The sequence below is a fragment of the Micromonospora sp. LHW51205 genome (assembly GCF_003315815.1).
GTDB lineage: Bacteria > Actinomycetota > Actinomycetes > Mycobacteriales > Micromonosporaceae > Micromonospora > Micromonospora chalcea.
In genome coordinates, this window is record NZ_QMEZ01000002.1 from 412229 (window position 1) to 429442 (window position 17214).

Sequence of the window (17214 nt, forward strand, 5' to 3'; positions counted from 1 at the left end):
TCCTCAACGACGGTCCAGCGCGATCACCACGATCGCGGGCAGGACCAGCAACAACAACGCGACCAGCACCAGCCGCAGCGCCAGGTCGTCCACCAGGCTCCAGATGCCGACCACCGCCACCGCGGTGAGCACCAGGATCGTCGCCCGCTCCCGGCGGGTGTGCCGGCGCAGCCGGCCGGTACGGCCGCGCCGCAGCGACGGCGTCAGCCGGCGTACCAGGGAACGACGCCGCTCCCGGCGGGCCACCCGGCGGGCGCGGACGGCGCGCGCACGCTCCTGCTCGGCCTCGCGCTCCGCGCGGCGGCGGGCCCGCTCCTTGCTCACGCCGACGCCAGCGGGCCGGTCACAGCGTGCCGAGCCAGTTGCGCAGCAGCGCCGCACCGGCGTCGGCCGACTTCTCCGGGTGGAACTGCGCGGCCGACAGCGCGCCCCGCTCCACCGCGGCCACGAAGTCCGTGCCGTGGTGCGCGGTGGTCACCGTGGCGCCCGCCTCGGCCAGCGCCGCCGGGTCCGTCACGCCGTAGGAGTGCACGAAGTAGAACCGGGTGCCCTCCGGCAGCCCGGCGAACAGCGTCGAGCCGGCCGGCGGCCGCACCGTGTTCCAGCCCATGTGCGGCAGCCGCCGCGCGGGCAGCCGGGTCACGCCGCCGGGCAGCAGCCCGAGCCCCTTGGTGACCACGCCGTGCTCCTCGCCGTGCCCGAAGAGGATCTGCATGCCGACGCAGATGCCCAGCACCGGCCGCCCGGCGGCGACCCGCTCGGCGATCACCGGCCCGGCGCCCAGCGCCTCGATCCCGGCCATGCAGGCGGCGAACGCGCCCACGCCCGGCACCACCAGGCCGTCGGCCGACGCGGCGGCGTCCAGGTCGTCGGTGACGGTCACGTCGGCGCCGGCCCGCGCCACCGCGCGCTCGGCCGACCGCAGGTTGCCCGAGCCGTAGTCGAGCACCACCACGCGCCGCGTCATCAGCTCTCCCCCGGCAGCAGCCAGAGCACCCCGGCGACGGTGGCCAGTACGGCCAGCAGCCCGGTGACCACCACGGCGGCGCGCGGCGCGCCCTGCTTGAGCAGCGACCACGTCCCGCCGACCAGCAGCCCGGCCAGGATCAACACGAGAGTGGGCAGCACCTTCATTAGAGAGCGCCCTTCGTGGACGGCACCACACCGGCGTTACGCGGGTCCAGCGCGGTGGCCTCGCGCAGCGCGCGGGAGACGGCCTTGAACTGCGCCTCGACCACGTGGTGCGCGTCCGGGTGACCGCCCGGCCGGGCCGCGCGCAGCACGTCCACGTGCAGCGTGATCCGGGCCGACTGGCCGAACGACTCCCAGATGTGCCGGGTCATGCTCGTCGGGTAGACCGGCCCGATGTACGGGGCCAGCGCCGGCTCGTCGTGCACCACGTACGGGCGGCCGGACAGGTCGACGGCGGCGCGGACCAGCACCTCGTCCATCGGGACGGTGGCCGAGCCGTACCGCCGGATGCCCGCCTTGTCGCCCAGCGCCCGGTCGAACGCGGCGCCCAGCGCCAGCGCGGTGTCCTCCATCGTGTGGTGCGCGTCGATCTCCAGGTCGCCGACCGTGTGCACGGTCAGGTCGAAGCCGCCGTGCCGGGCGATCTGGTTGAGCATGTGGTCGTAGAAGCCGACGCCGGTGGAGATGTCGGCCTGGCCGGTGCCGTCGAGGTCGATCTCGACGAGCACCTTGGTCTCGTTTGTGACCCGCTCGATCCGGGCGATCCGGCTCATGAAACGTTCTCCATCGCGGTGAGGAAGGCGTCGGTCTCGGTCGGGGTGCCGGCGGTGACGCGCAGCCAGCCGGGCAGGCCGACGTCGCGCACCAGCACGCCGGCATCGAGCAGGGTACGCCAGGCCACCGCCTGGTCCCCGTCGACGGCGAACAGCACGAAGTTCGCGTCGCTGTCGGCCACCCGGTGGCCCCGGGCGCGCAGCTCGGCGACGATCCGGTCCCGCTGCGCCATGATCGCGGCCACGGTGCCGAGCAGGGCGTCCCGGTGCGCCAGCGCCGCGCGGGCGGCGGCCTGGGTGAGCGCGGACAGGTGGTACGGCAGCCGGACCAGCTGCACCGCGTCCACCACCGCCGGGTCGGCGGCCAGGTAGCCGAGCCGCCCGCCGGCGAAGCCGAACGCCTTGCTCATGGTGCGGGTCACCACCAGCCGCGGGTGGCCGGGCAGCACCGCCAGCGCGCTGACCGTGCCGGGCCGGGCGAACTCGGCGTACGCCTCGTCCACGACCACCATGCCGGGCGCCTCGTCCAGCACGGCGGCGACCACGGCCGGGTCGAGCGCGGTGCCGGTCGGGTTGTTCGGCGAGCAGAGGAACACCACGTCCGGCCGGTGCTCGCGGACCTGGGCCACCGCCTCGTCGGCGGTGAGCCCGAAGTCCGCGCCGCGCCGGGCGGGCACCCACCGGGTGCCGGTGCCGAGCGCCAGCAGCGGGTGCATCGAGTACGCCGGGGTGAAGCCGAGCGCGGTGCGCCCGGGACCGCCGAACGCCTGCAGCAGCTGCTGCTGGATCTCGTTGGAGCCGTTCGCCGCCCACACGTGGTCGGCGGTGAGCCCGTGCCCCAGGTAGGCGGCCAGGTCGGCGCGCAGCGCCACCGCGTCCCGGTCCGGGTAGCGGTTGAGGTCACGCAGCTCGGCGGCGAGCGCCTTGCCGATCGCCTCGACCACCGGCTCGGGCACCGGGTAGGAGTTCTCGTTGGTGTTCAGCCGCACCGGCACGTCGAGCTGCGGCGCGCCGTACGGCGTGCGCCCGCGCAGGTCGTCGCGGATCGGCAGGTCGTCGAGCGTGGTCACGACGCCCCGCCCTCGGGGAACCGGACGCTGACCGCCTGGCCGTGCGCGGGCAGGTCCTCCACGGTCGCCAGCGTGACCACGTGCGGGGCCACGTCGCGCAGCGCCTCCTGCGTGTATTCGACCAGGTGGACGCCGCGCAGGAACGACTGCACGGACAGCCCGGAGGAGTGCCGGGCGCAGCCGCCGGTGGGCAGCACGTGGTTGGAGCCCGCGCAGTAGTCGCCGAGCGACACCGGCGACCACGCGCCCACGAACACCGCACCGGCGTTGCGGACCCGCAGCGCCCACTCACGGGCGTTCTCGGTCTGGATCTCCAGGTGCTCGGCCGCGTACGCGTCGACCACCCGCAGGCCCGCCTCCAGGTCGTCGACGAGGACCACGCCGCTCTGCTCGCCGCGCAGCGCGGTGCCGATCCGCTCGGCGTGCTTGGCCGCGGGCGCCTGCCGGGCAAGCTCCGCGTCGACCGCGTCGGCCAGCGCGGTGGACGGGGTGACCAGCACGCTGGCCGCGAGCGGGTCGTGCTCGGCCTGGCTGATCAGGTCGGCGGCGACGTGCGCCGGGTCGGCGGTGTCGTCGGCCAGGATCGCGATCTCGGTCGGGCCGGCCTCGGCGTCGATGCCGACCACGCCGCGCAGCAGCCGCTTCGCGGCGGTGACCCAGATGTTGCCCGGGCCGGTGATCATGTCGACCGGCTCGCAGCGCTCGTCCCCGGCCGGGTCGGCGCCCGCCCCGTACGCGAGCATGGCGACGGCCTGGGCGCCGCCGACGGCGTACACCTCGTCCACGCCGAGCAGCGCGCAGGCCGCCAGGACCCGGCGGTCCGGCAGGCCGTCGTTGTCCTTCTGCGGCGGGCTCACCACCACCAGCGAGCGCACCCCGGCCGCCTGGGCCGGGACGACGTTCATCACCACCGTCGACGGGTACATGGCCAGGCCGCCGGGGACGTAGAGACCGACCCGGTCGACCGGCACCCACCGCTCGGTGACCGTGCCGCCGGGCACCACGGTCGTGGTGTGGTCGGTGCGGCGCTGGTCGGCGTGCACCTTGCGGGCCCTGGTGATCGACTCCAGCAGCGCGGCGCGGACCTGCGGGTCCAGCTCGTCCTCGGCGGCGCGGATCGTCTCGACCGGCACCCGCAGCCGCTCCGGTGACACACCGTCGAACCGTTCGCTGGCCTCCCGGATCGCCGGGTACCCATGCTCCCGGACCGCCTCGACCAGCGGGCGGATCCGCTCGACCGCCACGGAGACGTCGAGCTGGGCACGGGGCAGCAGGCGGCGCGGGTCACGTGCCCCGCCGCGCAGGTCGATCCGATTCAGCACGCCTGCGAGTCTAGGCCGCCGCCGCGGCGACCGGCCCGGGCCGCCCGCACGCCGGGACGGTGAGCCGGGACACGCGCGGGCGGGCGCGTTGGGGATACGCTCGATCGCGTGAGCGCACGGCTGCCGGTGTTCCCGCTCGGGACCGTCCTCTTCCCCGGGCTGGTCCTTCCGCTGCACATCTTCGAGGAGCGCTACCGGGCGCTGGTACGCCACCTGGTGGCGCTGCCCGAGGGCGCGCCGCGCGAGTTCGGCGTGGTCGCGATCCGGGCCGGCTGGGAGGTGGCGCCGGCCGGGCCGCCGGGGCGCTTCGGGCTGACCGCCGGCGAGGTCACGCTGCACGAGGTGGGCTGCACCGCCGAGCTGCGGCAGGTCACCGAGCTGGCCGACGGCGGGTTCGACATCGTCACCGTGGGGCGGCGCCGGTTCCGCCTCGCCGAGGTCGACCATTCCGCCGAGCCCTACCTGACGGCGGAGGTGGAGTGGTTGCCCGAGCCGGGCGGCCCGGACGAGACGGCCGACCTGCTGGCGGCCCGGGTGATCTCGGTGTTCCGGCAATATCTCGGCCTGATCCGGCCGGACCAGCAGGAGATCTCCGAGCAGTTGCCGGAGGACCCGACGGTGCTGTCGCACCTGGTGGCCGCGACCGCCGCGCTGACCGTGGACGACCGGCAGCGGCTGCTCGCCATCGACGACACCGCCGCCCGCCTGCGGGCCGAGCTGCGCCTGCTCAACCGGGAGACGGCGTTGCTGCGGCAGGTCCGGGCGGTGCCGGTGCCGCTCAGCGAGCTGGCGGGTCTCCCGGCGCCGAACTGAACCCCGGCGGCGGCCACCCGCCGTCGAACTCCGGCTCCGGCCGCAGCGACGGCCACCGCGACCAGCCCGCGAGCAGCGTGTACGTGACTGCGGCGCCGAACGCGGCGAGCAGCAGGTTGCCGTGCGGCAGCGGGAGCGGGCCGAACCAGTCGACGCCGCCGGCGCGCAGGTCGACGGGTTTGGTGAAGGCGGTACCCGGCGGCGCGGTCTCCACCAGCCGCTGGAACGTGGACAGGCCGATCCGGCGGCCGACCTGCCAGGCCACCACCGCCGCGCCGAGACCGCCGAGGGTGACCGCGAGCAGGCCCGCCGGACCACGCCGGCGGCGCAGCACCACCCACAGGGTGATCGCGGCGAGCACGCCGAAGCCGAGGGTCAGGAGGCTGAACCAGCCGTCCGCGGCGATCGGCTGCTCCGGCTGCGTGGTGGCGTAGACCGCGCCGGCCGGCGTCTGCCGTACCGGGGTGGCCGGCGCCGCCCACACCCAGAGCAGCCCGAGCGGCGCGCCGAGCGCGGTGAGCAGCGCGGCCACGCCGAGGGTGGTCGCCACCACCCGGCCGGCGGATCGCCGGGACGCGGGCGACGCACCGGGGAGCTGCGTCACGACGCCCGGATGCCCGGCCAGCGGGTCGGCGCCGGGCGCGGTGACCGGGGTGCCGGCGGGCACCGGCAGTCCGCCGGGCCAGCCGGGTGGTCCGCCGGGCCAGGCAGGCGGCTGCTCGCGCTCGGGCCGCGCCTCGGCGCCGTCGGCACGCTCGCGCGTCCGCTCGGGATCAGGGGTGTCCGGAGTCACCCGTTGATCCTCTCAGGCCGGGGCACGGCGCGGGGCGGTGGTCGCCGCCTCAGCGCGCGAACGGTTCCACCATCACCGCGGCGGCCTTGAGCCAGGCGTTGCGGGTCTCGGCCTGGAGCTGGTGGTACTCGATCGAGGAGCCGGTCTCCAGCGCCGGGTCGTAGGGCACCACCGCCACCGCCCGGGTCCGGGTGGCGAAGTGCCGTTCCAGGTCGTCCTGCAGGGAGGTCCGGCCGGGCGTCGGGCAGGAGATCAACGTGACCGCGTTGTCGGCCAGGTCGCCCATGCCCTCCTCGTGCAGCAGGTCGAGCATCCAGTCCGCGCTGAACGCCGCGTCCTCACGCGGCACGGTGGTCACCACGAGCTGGTCGGCGGCCTGCATCACGGTGCGCCAGTTCGGGCTCTCCACGTTGTTGCCGGTGTCCACGCAGACCACCTCGTGGGTGCGGCGCAGCAGCTCCAGCACCCGCTTGACGGTGAACTGGTCGAGCCGCTGGGCGAAGCGCGGGCTCTCCTCGCCGGCCAGCACGTCGTACGAGCCGTCGGAGGCGTGCCGCAGGTAGTCGTCGAGGTGGGACAGCAGCCGGTTGCCCTCGAGGATCTCGATCTGCGCCAGGTCGTGGATCAGGTGCCGGATGGTGCGGGCGTGCCGGGCGCTGCCGGCCCGCAGCCCGAGCGTGCCGCGCAGCTCGTTGTCGTCCCAGGCGAGCACGCCGCGCCCGCGGACGCTGCCCACCGTCGCCGCGGCGAGCACGGTGGCGGTGGTCTTGTGCACCCCGCCCTTGGGGTTGGCGAACGCGAGCACCCGGGGCGTGCCCAGCTCGCGGCGCAGCACGCTGGTGGCGCGTTCCAGCTCGGCGTCCGGCTCGGGGGCACGCCACTGCGCCTGGGCCGGCGCGACCCGCCCGGCGCGGCCGGAGCGGCCCTCCAGCGGGCTGCGCGGCGCGGGCACCACCGGTTCCGGCGCGGGCGGGACGTCCGGCCGGTAGCGGCCCCGGTCGAGCAGGGCGTACCGGGACTCGGCCGGCGGCGGCGCGGGCCGGTAGCCACCGTCGAGAAGGGAGTAGCGCGACTCGGCCGGCGCCTCGGCCCGGCCGCGCGGCTCCGGCAGCGCCGGTTCGGCGCGCCAGGACGGCTCCGGCCGGGGCTCGGCGGCGAAGGACGGGTCCGGCGCGACAGACGGCTCGGCGCGCCAGGACGGCTCGGCCGGATAGGGCTGCCCGGCGCGCCAGGACGGCTCCGGGTCGGTGCGGTACGCCGGCTCGGCCCGGTAGGCCGGTTCACCCTCCTGGCGGGGGTCGGCGCGGAAGGCGGGGTCGACCCGGAACGTGGCCTCGGCCCGGTAACCGGGCTCGGCGCCGTACGACCCGTCGGGGGCGCGGCCGACGGCGGCGGCGCGCCCGGTCCAGCCGGTGCCGGCGGCGCGGCGTGGCAGCGGGTCGGGCGGCGGCGCGTGGTGGTCCTCGACGTGCCGGTCGGCGTCGGCGTGCTCCGCGCCGCGACCGCCGAGCCGGGCCCGGTCGAGCAGCGCCCGCCACCGCGGTGCCGGCTCGCCCTGCCGACCCCAGCCGGTCTCGCTGCCGTCCAAGGATTCGCCCTCCCCCAGCCCATCGATCTCCGCCTGACAGGCTACGAACGAAACCCTATTCGGACCACTCCCCGCGCCGCACATCGCCCGGTGACCCGCCGCACGGTGGGATCGACCGGGTGGCCGCGCCCGCTGATGTCTCAGGAGGTGGGAGCGGGATTGGGTGGCCCGGATCCGGGGACCGGCGCACGGGCGGTCGGTGAAGGTCCGCTCACCGTCCGTGCAGCTTCCGACGAATCGCCCATTCCGCCGCCCCGGGCCGCCGCGCTGTCCGCCGGCGGCCGGGCCACGTCACGCTGCTCCGGCAGCGGCGGGGTGAACACCGTCCGGTCGAGCCGGGTGACCTCCGGCGCCGGGTCCACCGCCCGCACACCCGGGCGCCCGGCGAGCGCGCGCAACGCGTCCGGCGCGGCACGGACCACCGCGGCGTACACGCAGGCGCACCCGGTCCGGTAGGCGTCCGCCTCCCGGGCCGCGACCTCGGCCCCGCTCTCGTACACCCGGCGCAGCTCCGGATCGGCGGTGGCCGCCGGGGCGGCGGCGCGCGACCGGTAGTCGGCGGCCTCCCGGTCCTTGCGCCCGGCGACGTCGGCCATCCCGGCGAGCACGTCGTCCGGCAGCCGCAGCGCCGCGATCCGGACGATCTCGGTCTGCCGGCCGGACAGCGGCACCCGCGCCACCACCGCCGAGACCGGCGCGCCGTCCAGCGCGGCGGCCGCCCGCGCCGGGGTCAGGTAGCCGGCGAACGAGACGAGCGCGTAGGCGTCGGGCGCGTCGAGGGCGGCCAGCTCCTCCCCGGCGGCACGCAGGTACGCCGGGACGCTCGCGCCGGCGGCCACCCCGACCCGGGTCACCTCGCCGACAGTGCGGTCGCTGACCGGACGGTCCCGCCGCTGCGCCACCGCTACCACCAGCACCACCAGCGCGCAGGCCAGCGCCAGCCAGGTCAGCGTGGTGAACCGGGACCGGCGCGGCGGCGCGGTGTCGTCGCTCATGGTCAGTCGCGCAGGATCTCCAGCGCCCGGGCCAGATCCTCCGGGTAGTCGCTGACGAACGTCACCTCGTCGCCGGTGCCCGGGTGCGCGAAGCTCAGCGAACGGGCGTGCAGCCACTGCCGGGACAGCCCGAGCCGGGCCGACAGAGTCGGGTCCGCCCCGTAGGTCAGGTCGCCCACGCAGGGGTGCCGCATGCTGGAGAAGTGCACCCGGATCTGGTGCGTGCGCCCGGTCTCCAGCCGTACGTCGAGCAGGCTGGCGGAGGGGAACGCCTCGAGTGTGTCGTAGTGGGTGATGCTCGGCTTGCCGCCGGAGACCACCGCCCACCGGTAGTCGTGGTGCGGGTGCCTGTCGATCGGCGCGTCGATGGTGCCGCGCAGCGGGTCCGGGTGGCCCTGCACCACGGCGTGGTAGCGCTTCTCCACCTCGCGCTCCTTGAACGCCCGCTTGAGCGCGGTGTACGCGCGCTCGCTCTTGGCCACCGCCATGATCCCGGTGGTGCCCACGTCGAGCCGGTGCACCACGCCCTGCCGCTCGGCCGCGCCGCTGGTGGAGATGCGGTGGCCGATGCCGGCCAGCCCGCCGATCACCGTCGGGCCGGTCCAGCCGGGGCTCGGGTGCGCGGCCACCCCGACCGGCTTGTCCACCACCACGATGTCGTCGTCGGCGTACACCACTGTCAGGCCGGGCACCGCCTGCGGCACCACGGTCGGCGGGGCGGGCGGCGCGGGCAGCGTGACCTCCAGCCACGAGCCGGCCTTGACCTTGTGCGAGTTGGGCCGGGCCACGCCGTCGACGAGCGCGTCCCCGGCGTCGATCAGGCCGGCGGCGGCGGTGCGGGAGAGCCCGAACAGCCGGGACACGGCCTGGTCCAGGCGCATGCCGTCGAGGCCGTCCGGGACGGGCAGGGAGCGGGTGTCGCCGCCGGCGGCGAACGCGGAGGTCACGCGGTCTCCCGCTGCTCGGCCGGGGCGGCGTCGTCGCGCTTCTCGTCGCGCAGCCGGGAGCCGTCGCGCTGCCGGCCGGTCAGCTCCAGGAAGACCGCCAGCACCACGCCGCAGACCAGCGAGCTGTCGGCCAGGTTGAACACCGGCCAGACCTGGCCGTACGGGTCGAAGAGGCTGATCATGTCGACCACGTGGCCGACGAAGTGCCCGGGCGCGCGGAAGATCCGGTCGATCAGGTTGCCCAGCGCGCCGCCCAGCACCAGGCCCAGCGACACCGCCCACGGCAGCGAGCGCAGCCGCAGCGCCATCCACGCGATCCACCCGATCACCACGAACGTGATGATCGGGAAGACCCAGGTGTGGTCGGAGCCGATGCTCCAGGCGGCGCCGCTGTTGCGGGTGAGGCTGAAGTAGACCGCGCCGCCGAGCACCGACACCGGCTCCCGGCCGGTCAGCTCGGCCAGCGCGAGCTGTTTGGTGCCCAGATCCGCCAGCAGCGAGAACAGGGACACGCCGAGCAGCAGGCCGACGGCCCTGCGGCGGGGCGCGCCGGCACCCGACTCGGTGGTGCCGGAACCGGCGGGCGGTGCTGCGGTCATCTGCTCCCCATCGACGCTTGCGACGGCGTGGTCACCGTCTGCCGTACGGCCGCCGGGGAGCGGTGATCAGCGCCGCTCCTCCAGCTGCTTGCAGGTCACGCAGAGGGTGGCCGACGGGAACGCGGCGAGCCGCTCCACCGGGATCGGGTTGCCGCACCGCTCGCACCAGCCGTAGCCGCCCTCGTCGAGGCGCTCCAGCGCGCGCTCGACCTGCGTGATCCGCTCCTTGATGCTGTTGGCGAGAGAGATCTCCTGCTCCCGCTCGAACGTCTTGGTGCCGGTGTCGGCCTGGTCGTCCCCGGCCGAGTCGGTCAGCCGGTCGCGCTGCAGCTCGGTGATCTCGCTCAGCGTCTGATCGTACTCGGCGTTCAGCTCGTCCCGCCGCGCCGCCAGGGCGGCCCGGATCTTCTCGGTCTCCGCCGCGCTGCGGGTGGCCTTCGGCGCGGGCTTGCGGCCGGCGGTCCTGGTGTCGGCTGGCTTCGCCATCGTCAGCTCCCTCAGCCGCGTGGCGCGGCGGTCAGCGGTACGTGGGCGGGGACGCCGTCGTCGGCATCTCCGCGTACGGAAGGGTGCACGGCGAGCGGGCCCGCCGTGCACTCCGGAGGTTGGCAAGAATACGGAACGTACAGGCGTCCGACAACGTGCCGCACCGTCGTCCCACGTATCCGCCCCGGACTGCCATCAATCGGGGCAAAAGGAACGGTAGCAGATCAGCGGGCCGTCTCCTCGCCGTACTCCCCGAACCACCGCGCCAGCCGGCCCCGGCGGCTCACCGCCCGCAGCCGCCGCTCGGTCTCGTCCCGTACGCCGGCGGTGGCGACGATGAGCAGGCTGTCCCCGACCTTGAGCCGGGTGTCCGCGCCGGGCACGAACCCGACGCCGTCGCGCAGCACCAGCGTGACCGCGGCGCCCACCGGCAGCCGCAGCTCGTCCACGTGCACCCCGGCCAGCCGGGACCCGTCCGGCACCTCCAGCTGGAGCAGGTCGGCGCGCATCCGCTCCAGCGGGGCGGTCTCCAGCATGATCTCGTTCGGCTCGGCCGGCGCGATCACGCCCAGCCGGCGGGCCGCCGGCGCCAGCGTGCCGGCCTGGAGCAACGTGAAGATCACCACCAGCACGAAGACCGCGTCGAAGAGGCGGTCCGCCCCCGGCACGTGCAGCGACAGCGGGATGGTGGCGAGCACGACCGGCACCGCGCCGCGCAGACCCGCCCAGGACAGGAAGAGCTGCTCGCGCAGATTGACCCGGAACGCCAGCGCGGACACCGCCACCGACAACGGCCGGGCGAGCAGCAGCAGGGCCAGCCCGGTGATCACGGCGGGCAGCACCGCGGTCTCCAGCCGACTCGGCGAGACCAGCAGGCCGAGCAGCACGAACAGGCCGATCTGGGCCAGCCAGGCCAGCCCGTCGGCGAAGCCGAGGATGGCCTGCCGGTGCGGCAGGCGGGAGTTGCCGAGCAGCACGCCGGCCACGTACACGGCGAGGAAGCCGGAGGCGTGCACCACCGAGCCGGCCGCGTACGCCAGCACGGTGAAGCCGACCACCGCGATCGGGTACAGGCCGGCCGACGGGAGCGCGGCCCGGCGCAGCGCGTACCGCCCGGCCAGCCCGGCGCCCACCCCGACCGCCGCGCCGACGCCCAGCTCGTAGCCGAGCAGCAGCGCCTCGTACCACCACGGGTGGGCCACCTCCGCTCCGGCGCGGGAGAGCAGCAGCACCACGAGCACGACGGGCGCGTCGTTCACCCCGGACTCGGCCTCCAGCGCGGCCACCAGCCGGGGCGGCAGACGCAACCGGCGCAGCGTGGCGAACACCGCCGCCGCGTCGGTCGAGGAGAGCACCGCGCCGTAGAGCAGCGCCAGCCGCCAGTCCAGGTCGAGCAGCAGGTGCACCACCACGCCGACGACCACGATGCTGACCACCACGCCGACGGTGGACAGCGTGGCCGCCAGCCCGAGCACCGGCCGCAGCGTGCTCCACCGGGCGGTCAGGCCGCCCTCCGCGATGATCACGATGAGCGCGCAGAAGCCGAGCACCCGGGTCAGCTCGACGTCGTCGAAGCGGATGCCCAGCCCGGCCTCGCCGAGCAGCACCCCGAGCGCCAGGTAGACCAGCAGGCTCGGCACGCCGAGCCGGGTGGAGAAGCGTACCGCGCCCACCGCCACCAGCAGCACGGCGGCGCCCACCAGCAACGCGACGTCCAGCCCGGGGGTCATCGCCGACCGGCCCGGGCGGATCTCACGGCGTGCTGCCGTCGCGCAGTCGCCGCAGCACCCCGGGCAGTTCGGCGTGCGGGCGTTCCACCAGGAAGAGCTTGTCCCGGCTGGCCGCGCCGGAGCGCAGCGACACGGTCGCCGGCCGGACGCCGAGCGCCTCGGCGAGCGCCCTCCGGGCCGCCTCGGTCGCGCGGCCGTCCACCGCCGGCGCGTGCACCGCGACGACGAGCGCGGGACCCAGCGGCCCGTCGTACCGGCCGCCGACCCGGGTCCGGGCCGCGCCGGGCTTCACCCGCACCGCGACGGTGAGCGTGTCGTCCGCGATCGTCATGGTCAGCGGGGCCGGGCCTCGGCCAGCAGGGTGGTGGCGGCGGCGCACTGCGCGCACGGGGTGAAGCCCAGGCCGACCGCCTCGGCGACCGGAACGGGCTCGTCCTCCCGGCCCACCAGATGCGGGCAGCCGGGCAGGTGGAAGCGGGGGTGGCCGTCGACCACCAGGACCTCGCCGGGCAGCCGCACCAGCCGGGCCACCTGCCCGGCGGAGAGGTACTCGGCCGGCGGGTCACCGTCGAACGCATCGCCCGGCGCGGGCGAGGTGGGCCGCGTGGCGTCCGAGGCGCGCTGGCCGGGCGGTGAGTAGGGCGTCGGTTCCGCGTCGCTCACCGGCTCGGCGGCGACGCGTTCGTACGACTCGGCGGTCGCCGGCTCGTAAGGCGCGGTGTACGGATCGGCGTCGAACGGATCGGCCGGCGGCGAGTACGCGGCGGGCGGCGGGGTGTCGTCCGGTTCGGTCACCGGCGACCCGGGCGGTTGCCGCCACCCGGATCCGCCGGCGTCGACCGTGGACGTGTGGTGCGGGACCGGGCTCACCGGGTCGTCCGGAGACGGGACGGTGTGCGCGGTCCGGGTACGCGGCCCGGTCGCCCGGCCGGCCGTGGCCCGCGCCGCGGCCGCCTGGCGGGCGAACGCGACGAAGACGACGGCGGACAGGACGCTGGCCGCGATCGAGACGATGAGCAGGAGGCTGGATCCGCCGGCGAGCCCGGCGACCAGCAGCACGACCGCGACGACGATGAGCAGGATGCTGGCGGCTACCACGGCTCACCCCCGGCCGCGTCGTGTCGGTCTGGGCGGTCGGTGGCCGTCACGGGGACGGCCACCGACGCGGGATCAGCGGCCGGACTCGAGCGAGCCGGCGCCGCGGCCACCGCCGTAGGAGCCGGCGAGGCCGGCCGCGGCGAGACCGTTGCTGCCGGCGGCACGGGTGCCCTCGGCGCGGTTCATCTCCACCTCGAGGCCCTGGCCGCGACCGTCGAGGTCACGCAGCTGGCTCTCCAGGTACGCCTTGAGCCGGGTGCGGTACTCGCGCTCGAACTGCTTGAGCTCCTCGATGTGCTTCTGCAGCGCGGTGCGCTTGGCGTCCAGGCCGCCCATGGCCTCCTGGTGCCGCTGGCGGGCGTCCCGCTCCAGGGCGTCGGCCTTGGCGCGCGCCTCCCGGGTGACCTCCTCGGCCTTCGAACGGGCCTCGGAGAGCAGCTGGTCGGCCTCGCGACGGGCGTCGGAGACGTGGTCGTCGGCGGTGCGCTGGGCCATCATGAGCACCCGCAGCGCCTGCTGCTCGCCGTCCCCGGTCACCCCGGCCGGGCCGCCCTGCGTGCGGACCTGCTCCAGCTCGGCCTGCATCGCGCGGGCCGCCTGCTCGGCGGCCGCCTTGTCGCGCTGCACCCGGTCGAGCTGGGCCTTGACGTCGTTGAGCTCCGCCGCGAGGCGGGCGTCACCGCCGGGGCCGGCGGGAGCGCCACCCCGACCGCCGCGCTCCACCTGGGCGCGCAGCTCGTTGTTCTCCTCGATCAGACGGGCCAGCTCGCGCTCGACCTCGTCCAGGAAGGCGTCGACCTCCTCCTCGTCATACCCCCGCTTGCCGATCGGCGGCTTTTTGAAGGCGACGTTGTGAACGTCGGCCGGGGTCAGCGGCATCGAAACTCCTCGGGTCAGTTGCGGCCGCGAAAGCGCTCTGGTCAGGCAAACGCGAAGATCAGGCGCCTAAACACGAACTCCATCAGCACGAACAGGATAACCAGGAGCACAAGGGAGGCCAGGTCGATGCTCACGGTACCAATTCGCAGTGGCGGGATCACACGCCTCAACGCTCGCAGGGGCGGATCAGTGACGCTCCACACGACTTCCAGTCCCGCCGACGCTCCCCGGCCCGGTTGCCAGCGGCGACCATAGGCCAGCACCGCCCCCATAACAAATCGCGCCAAAAGGACAATTAGGAAGATGTACAGCAGCAGGTAGAGCACCTGGAACAGGATCGACAACACGGCAGGCGACGTCCCTCGGTCATGTGGGTCAGCTCAGGCTGAAGAAGCCGCCCTCAGCGATCTTGGCCTTGTCCTCCGCGGTGACCTGGACGTTGGCCGGTGAGAGCAGGAACACCCGGTTGGTCACGCGCTCGATCGTACCGCGCAGGCCGAACGCGAGCCCGGCGGCGAAGTCGACAAGGCGGCGGGCGTCCGCCTCGTCCATCTCGGTGAGATTGATGATCACCGGTACGCCGTCCCGGAAGTGCTCGCCGATGGTCCGCGCCTCGCGGTAGGTGGTCGGGTGCAGCGTGGTGATCTGGTAGCGCTGCTCGTCCTCCGGCGCCACCCGCTCCCGCTCGCGCGGCTGGGCCTGCGGCGCGAGCGCGAGATTGTCCCGCGTGTGATAGGTCAGGGCGCCCGAGGTCTCGCCGGCGGAGGACCGGGTGATCGACCGGACGCTGGAGCGCTCGACCCGCTCCGGGCGCTCCACGTCGCCCCGGTCGGTGTCGACCGACCGGCTGGAGGCGCGCTCGGACAGCCGGCCCCGGTCGCTGAGGCGGGACCGCGTCGCCGGCGGCTCGTCGGCCTCGTCGTCGTCCTCGTCGGCGAACTCCTCGGCGTACCGGCTCGACCGGTAGCGCGACGAGTCCCGGTAGCCACCCTTGTCGTAGCCACCGTCCTCGTACGCCCGCTCGTCGTCCTCCTCGACCAGACCGAGCCAGACCCCCGCCTTGCGCAGTGCACCCATCCCCGCGCCCTTCCGTCCGCCGTGCGGCACGCGCCCCCGTGCCGTGTCGCTTGATCACGAGTGGACGATCATGCCCACCGGACCGGATCGGCAATCCCCTGACGTGCGGTTCGCGGTCCGCCCGTCACGGCCCCCGGCTACGGGGACGCCGTCCTGAACAACACTGATGTAATTTGCTTCCGTCGTGGTGAGGCTACCGCAGCGCAGGGCGCATTCCGAGCAACGCGCTGCCGACACGGACATGTGTCGCGCCGTGCCCGATCGCGCTTTCCAGGTCGCCGCTCATCCCCGCCGACAGCACCGTGGCGCCCGGATGGTCGGCCCGTAGCGCCGCCGCCACCTCGGCCAGCCGGGCGAACGCCCGGTCCGGCTCCCAGCCCAGCGGCGCCACGGCCATCAGGCCGGCCAGCCGCAGCCCGTCCGCGCCGGCCACCGCCGCAGCGACCGGGTCGAGCCCGCGCTGCGGATCGGCGGCGCCCGGCAGCGCCCCGCCCCGGGCCGGGTCGCCGTCGATGCTCACCTGCACCAGCACGTCCAGCGGCCGGTCCCGGACCGCGCCCGCGGCGGCGTCCAGCGCGGCGGCCAGCCGGACGCTGTCCACCGACTGGACCACGTCGGCGTACCGGACCACCGACCGGGCCTTGTTGCGCTGCAGCTGGCCGATGAAGTGCCAGCGCGGCGCGGCGCCGGCGTCGGCGACCGCCTCCGCCTTCGGCGCCGCCTCCTGGTCGCGGTTCTCCCCGACGTCGGTCACGCCCAGCCCGGCCAGCGCCACCACGTCCGACGCCGGGTACGTCTTGGTCACCGCGACCAGGGTGACCGCGTCCCGCTGCCGCCCGGCCGCCGCGCAGGCGTCGGCGATGCGGGCCCGGACCCGGGCCAGCCCGGCCGCCAGCTCGGCGCGCCGCTCGGGCCGCACCGCCGTCTGTGACTCCGTCATCGGCGCGGCTCAGGACCCGTTCTTGAGGAAGTCGGGCACGTCGACGTCGTCGAAGAGCACCCGCCGCGACGGCTGCTGCGGCGCCGGCATGGTGGCCGGCGGGCTCACCGGCGCGTTCGGCTGGGCCGGCGGGTTCTGGTTGCTCTTGCGCGGCGGCTCGACCGCCTTGTACGCGGGCGCGCCCCCGTCGAAGCCCGCCGCGATCACGGTGACCCGCACCTCGTCGCCGAGCGCGTCGTCGATGACCGCGCCGAAGATGATGTTCGCGTCCGGGTGGGCCGCGTCGGTGACCAGCTGCGCCGCGTCGTTGATCTCGAACAGGCCGAGGTCCGACCCGCCGGCGATGGACAGCAGCACACCGCGCGCGCCGTCCATGCTCTGCTCCAGCAGCGGGCTGGAGATGGCCGCCTCGGCCGCCTCGACGGCGCGGTTCTCGCCCCGGGCGCTGCCGATGCCCATGAGCGCGCTGCCCGCGCCGCTCATCACGCTCTTCACGTCGGCGAAGTCCAGGTTGATCAGACCCGGCGTGGTGATCAGGTCGGTGATGCCCTGGACACCGGAGAGAAGCACCTGGTCCGCCGTGCGGAACGCGTCCATCATGGAGATGTTGCGGTCACCGAGCGCGAGCAGCCGGTCGTTCGGGATCACGATGAGCGTGTCGCACTGGTTGCGCAGCTCCTCGATGCCCGCCTCGGCCTGGACCTGCCGGCGCTTGCCCTCGAACGAGAACGGCCGGGTCACCACGCCGATGGTGAGCGCGCCGAGCTTGCGGGCGATGTTCGCCACGACCGGCGCGCCGCCGGTGCCGGTGCCGCCGCCCTCGCCGCAGGTCACGAACACCATGTCGGCGCCCTTGAGGACCTCTTCGATCTCGTCGCGGTGGTCCTCGGCGGCGTTCTTGCCGACGTCCGGGTTGGCGCCCGCGCCCAGTCCCCGGGTCAGCTCCCGGCCCACGTCGAGCTTGACGTCGGCGTCGCTCATCAGCAACGCCTGCGCGTCGGTGTTGATCGCGATGAACTCGACGCCCTTGAGCCCAACCTCGATCATCCGGTTGACGGCGTTGACTCCGCCGCCCCCGATGCCGACGACCTTGATGACCGCCAGGTAGTTGTGCGGAGGTGTCATCTCCGGT

The 17214-nt window shown here is 75.0% G+C and carries 21 protein-coding genes; 1 reads left to right on the forward strand and 20 read right to left on the reverse strand.

Features of this window, described 5'->3' with window-relative positions; all coding sequences use genetic code 11:
- Positions 1-3 precede the first annotated feature (3 nt).
- Genes DQE82_RS09810 through hisD form a run of 6 tightly spaced genes read right to left on the reverse strand, consistent with a single transcriptional unit; the run spans position 4 to position 4137 of the window.
- Complete coding sequence (locus DQE82_RS09810) at positions 4-324, reverse strand: hypothetical protein (RefSeq protein WP_043329495.1); 321 nt, start codon at positions 322-324, stop codon at positions 4-6.
- A gap of 19 nt (positions 325-343) precedes the next feature.
- Complete coding sequence (gene hisH, locus DQE82_RS09815) at positions 344-967, reverse strand: imidazole glycerol phosphate synthase subunit HisH (RefSeq protein ID WP_043329494.1); 624 nt, start codon at positions 965-967, stop codon at positions 344-346.
- Positions 967-1128, reverse strand: coding sequence for a hypothetical protein (locus tag DQE82_RS30790; RefSeq protein ID WP_166456842.1), 162 nt, complete (start codon positions 1126-1128; stop codon positions 967-969). The genes hisH and DQE82_RS30790 overlap by 1 nt, the downstream gene beginning before the upstream one ends.
- 5 nt (positions 1129-1133) lie before the next feature.
- The gene (gene hisB / locus DQE82_RS09820; protein WP_043329493.1) at positions 1134-1745 is read right to left on the reverse strand and encodes an imidazoleglycerol-phosphate dehydratase HisB; all 612 of its coding nucleotides are present in this window, start codon (positions 1743-1745) and stop codon (positions 1134-1136) included.
- Positions 1742-2815 carry a histidinol-phosphate transaminase gene (locus DQE82_RS09825; RefSeq protein ID WP_113972524.1) on the reverse strand — a complete coding sequence of 358 codons (1074 nt, stop codon included), beginning with the start codon at positions 2813-2815 and terminating at the stop codon, positions 1742-1744. Before DQE82_RS09825 ends, hisB begins: the two co-directional genes overlap by 4 nt.
- A complete protein-coding gene (gene hisD / locus DQE82_RS09830; RefSeq protein WP_043329491.1) occupies positions 2812-4137 on the reverse strand; it encodes a histidinol dehydrogenase in 1326 nt (441 codons plus the stop codon). The genes DQE82_RS09825 and hisD overlap by 4 nt, the downstream gene beginning before the upstream one ends.
- 108 nt (positions 4138-4245) lie before the next feature.
- Between hisD and DQE82_RS09835 the strand changes: the two genes are divergently transcribed.
- Positions 4246-4950, forward strand: coding sequence for an LON peptidase substrate-binding domain-containing protein (locus tag DQE82_RS09835; protein ID WP_043329490.1), 705 nt, complete (start codon positions 4246-4248; stop codon positions 4948-4950).
- On the opposite strand, the gene DQE82_RS09840 is transcribed toward DQE82_RS09835, so the two are convergent.
- The 14 genes from DQE82_RS09840 to ftsZ form a co-directional block, all read right to left on the reverse strand.
- Positions 4916-5743: a DUF2567 domain-containing protein gene (locus DQE82_RS09840; RefSeq protein WP_064445238.1), complete on the reverse strand. Its 828-nt coding sequence runs from the start codon at positions 5741-5743 to the stop codon at positions 4916-4918. The genes DQE82_RS09835 and DQE82_RS09840 overlap by 35 nt on opposite strands.
- A 49-nt stretch (positions 5744-5792) precedes the next feature.
- Positions 5793-7331 carry a hypothetical protein gene (locus DQE82_RS09845; RefSeq protein ID WP_064445237.1) on the reverse strand — a complete coding sequence of 513 codons (1539 nt, stop codon included), beginning with the start codon at positions 7329-7331 and terminating at the stop codon, positions 5793-5795.
- A gap of 140 nt (positions 7332-7471) precedes the next feature.
- Positions 7472-8326 carry a hypothetical protein gene (locus DQE82_RS09850; protein ID WP_113972525.1) on the reverse strand — a complete coding sequence of 285 codons (855 nt, stop codon included), beginning with the start codon at positions 8324-8326 and terminating at the stop codon, positions 7472-7474.
- A 2-nt stretch (positions 8327-8328) separates the two neighbouring features.
- Positions 8329-9273, reverse strand: a complete 945-nt coding sequence (locus DQE82_RS09855) for an RluA family pseudouridine synthase (RefSeq protein WP_064445235.1) — start codon at positions 9271-9273, stop codon at positions 8329-8331.
- Positions 9270-9872 carry a signal peptidase II gene (lspA, locus tag DQE82_RS09860; RefSeq protein ID WP_113972526.1) on the reverse strand — a complete coding sequence of 201 codons (603 nt, stop codon included), beginning with the start codon at positions 9870-9872 and terminating at the stop codon, positions 9270-9272. The genes DQE82_RS09855 and lspA overlap by 4 nt, the downstream gene beginning before the upstream one ends.
- Positions 9873-9938: 66 nt before the next feature.
- A complete protein-coding gene (locus tag DQE82_RS09865) occupies positions 9939-10358 on the reverse strand; it encodes a TraR/DksA C4-type zinc finger protein (RefSeq protein ID WP_030500254.1) in 420 nt (139 codons plus the stop codon).
- Between the two features lie 224 nt (positions 10359-10582).
- The gene (locus tag DQE82_RS09870) at positions 10583-12088 is read right to left on the reverse strand and encodes a potassium/proton antiporter (RefSeq protein ID WP_113972527.1); all 1506 of its coding nucleotides are present in this window, start codon (positions 12086-12088) and stop codon (positions 10583-10585) included.
- A gap of 22 nt (positions 12089-12110) precedes the next feature.
- The gene (locus tag DQE82_RS09875; RefSeq protein WP_043331102.1) at positions 12111-12419 is read right to left on the reverse strand and encodes a DUF167 domain-containing protein; all 309 of its coding nucleotides are present in this window, start codon (positions 12417-12419) and stop codon (positions 12111-12113) included.
- A gap of 2 nt (positions 12420-12421) precedes the next feature.
- Positions 12422-13186 (reverse strand): hypothetical protein, encoded by a 765-nt coding sequence (locus DQE82_RS09880; protein WP_113972528.1) that lies wholly within the window; start codon positions 13184-13186, stop codon positions 12422-12424.
- Positions 13187-13258: 72 nt separating this feature from the next.
- Entirely contained in the window at positions 13259-14065 is an 807-nt protein-coding gene (locus DQE82_RS09885) for a DivIVA domain-containing protein (protein WP_043329484.1), read from the reverse strand.
- A gap of 41 nt (positions 14066-14106) precedes the next feature.
- The gene (locus DQE82_RS09890) at positions 14107-14412 is read right to left on the reverse strand and encodes a YggT family protein (RefSeq protein ID WP_030500249.1); all 306 of its coding nucleotides are present in this window, start codon (positions 14410-14412) and stop codon (positions 14107-14109) included.
- Between the two features lie 28 nt (positions 14413-14440).
- Positions 14441-15142 (reverse strand): cell division protein SepF, encoded by a 702-nt coding sequence (locus DQE82_RS09895; protein WP_043329483.1) that lies wholly within the window; start codon positions 15140-15142, stop codon positions 14441-14443.
- Between the two features lie 193 nt (positions 15143-15335).
- On the reverse strand, positions 15336-16082 hold the full coding sequence (locus tag DQE82_RS09900) for a YggS family pyridoxal phosphate-dependent enzyme (protein ID WP_030500247.1): 747 nt from the start codon (positions 16080-16082) through the stop codon (positions 15336-15338).
- A 9-nt stretch (positions 16083-16091) separates the two neighbouring features.
- Positions 16092-17207: a cell division protein FtsZ gene (gene ftsZ / locus DQE82_RS09905; RefSeq protein ID WP_030500246.1), complete on the reverse strand. Its 1116-nt coding sequence runs from the start codon at positions 17205-17207 to the stop codon at positions 16092-16094.
- Positions 17208-17214 lie beyond the last annotated feature (7 nt).

What these genes read in the sequence shown, in the direction of transcription:
- hisH (WP_043329494.1), bottom strand. Translation starts at nt 967, where the DNA reads ATGACGCGGCGCGTGGTGGTGCTCGACTACGGCTCGGGCAACCTGCGG.
- DQE82_RS09900 (WP_030500247.1), bottom strand. Translation starts at nt 16,082, where the DNA reads ATGACGGAGTCACAGACGGCGGTGCGGCCCGAGCGGCGCGCCGAGCTG.
- ftsZ (WP_030500246.1), bottom strand. Translation starts at nt 17,207, where the DNA reads ATGACACCTCCGCACAACTACCTGGCGGTCATCAAGGTCGTCGGCATC.
- hisB (WP_043329493.1), bottom strand. Translation starts at nt 1,745, where the DNA reads ATGAGCCGGATCGCCCGGATCGAGCGGGTCACAAACGAGACCAAGGTG.
- DQE82_RS09885 (WP_043329484.1), bottom strand. Translation starts at nt 14,065, where the DNA reads ATGCCGCTGACCCCGGCCGACGTTCACAACGTCGCCTTCAAAAAGCCG.
- lspA (WP_113972526.1), bottom strand. Translation starts at nt 9,872, where the DNA reads ATGACCGCAGCACCGCCCGCCGGTTCCGGCACCACCGAGTCGGGTGCC.
- DQE82_RS09870 (WP_113972527.1), bottom strand. Translation starts at nt 12,088, where the DNA reads ATGACCCCCGGGCTGGACGTCGCGTTGCTGGTGGGCGCCGCCGTGCTG.
- DQE82_RS09895 (WP_043329483.1), bottom strand. Translation starts at nt 15,142, where the DNA reads ATGGGTGCACTGCGCAAGGCGGGGGTCTGGCTCGGTCTGGTCGAGGAG.
- DQE82_RS09875 (WP_043331102.1), bottom strand. Translation starts at nt 12,419, where the DNA reads ATGACGATCGCGGACGACACGCTCACCGTCGCGGTGCGGGTGAAGCCC.
- DQE82_RS09850 (WP_113972525.1), bottom strand. Translation starts at nt 8,326, where the DNA reads ATGAGCGACGACACCGCGCCGCCGCGCCGGTCCCGGTTCACCACGCTG.
- DQE82_RS09865 (WP_030500254.1), bottom strand. Translation starts at nt 10,358, where the DNA reads ATGGCGAAGCCAGCCGACACCAGGACCGCCGGCCGCAAGCCCGCGCCG.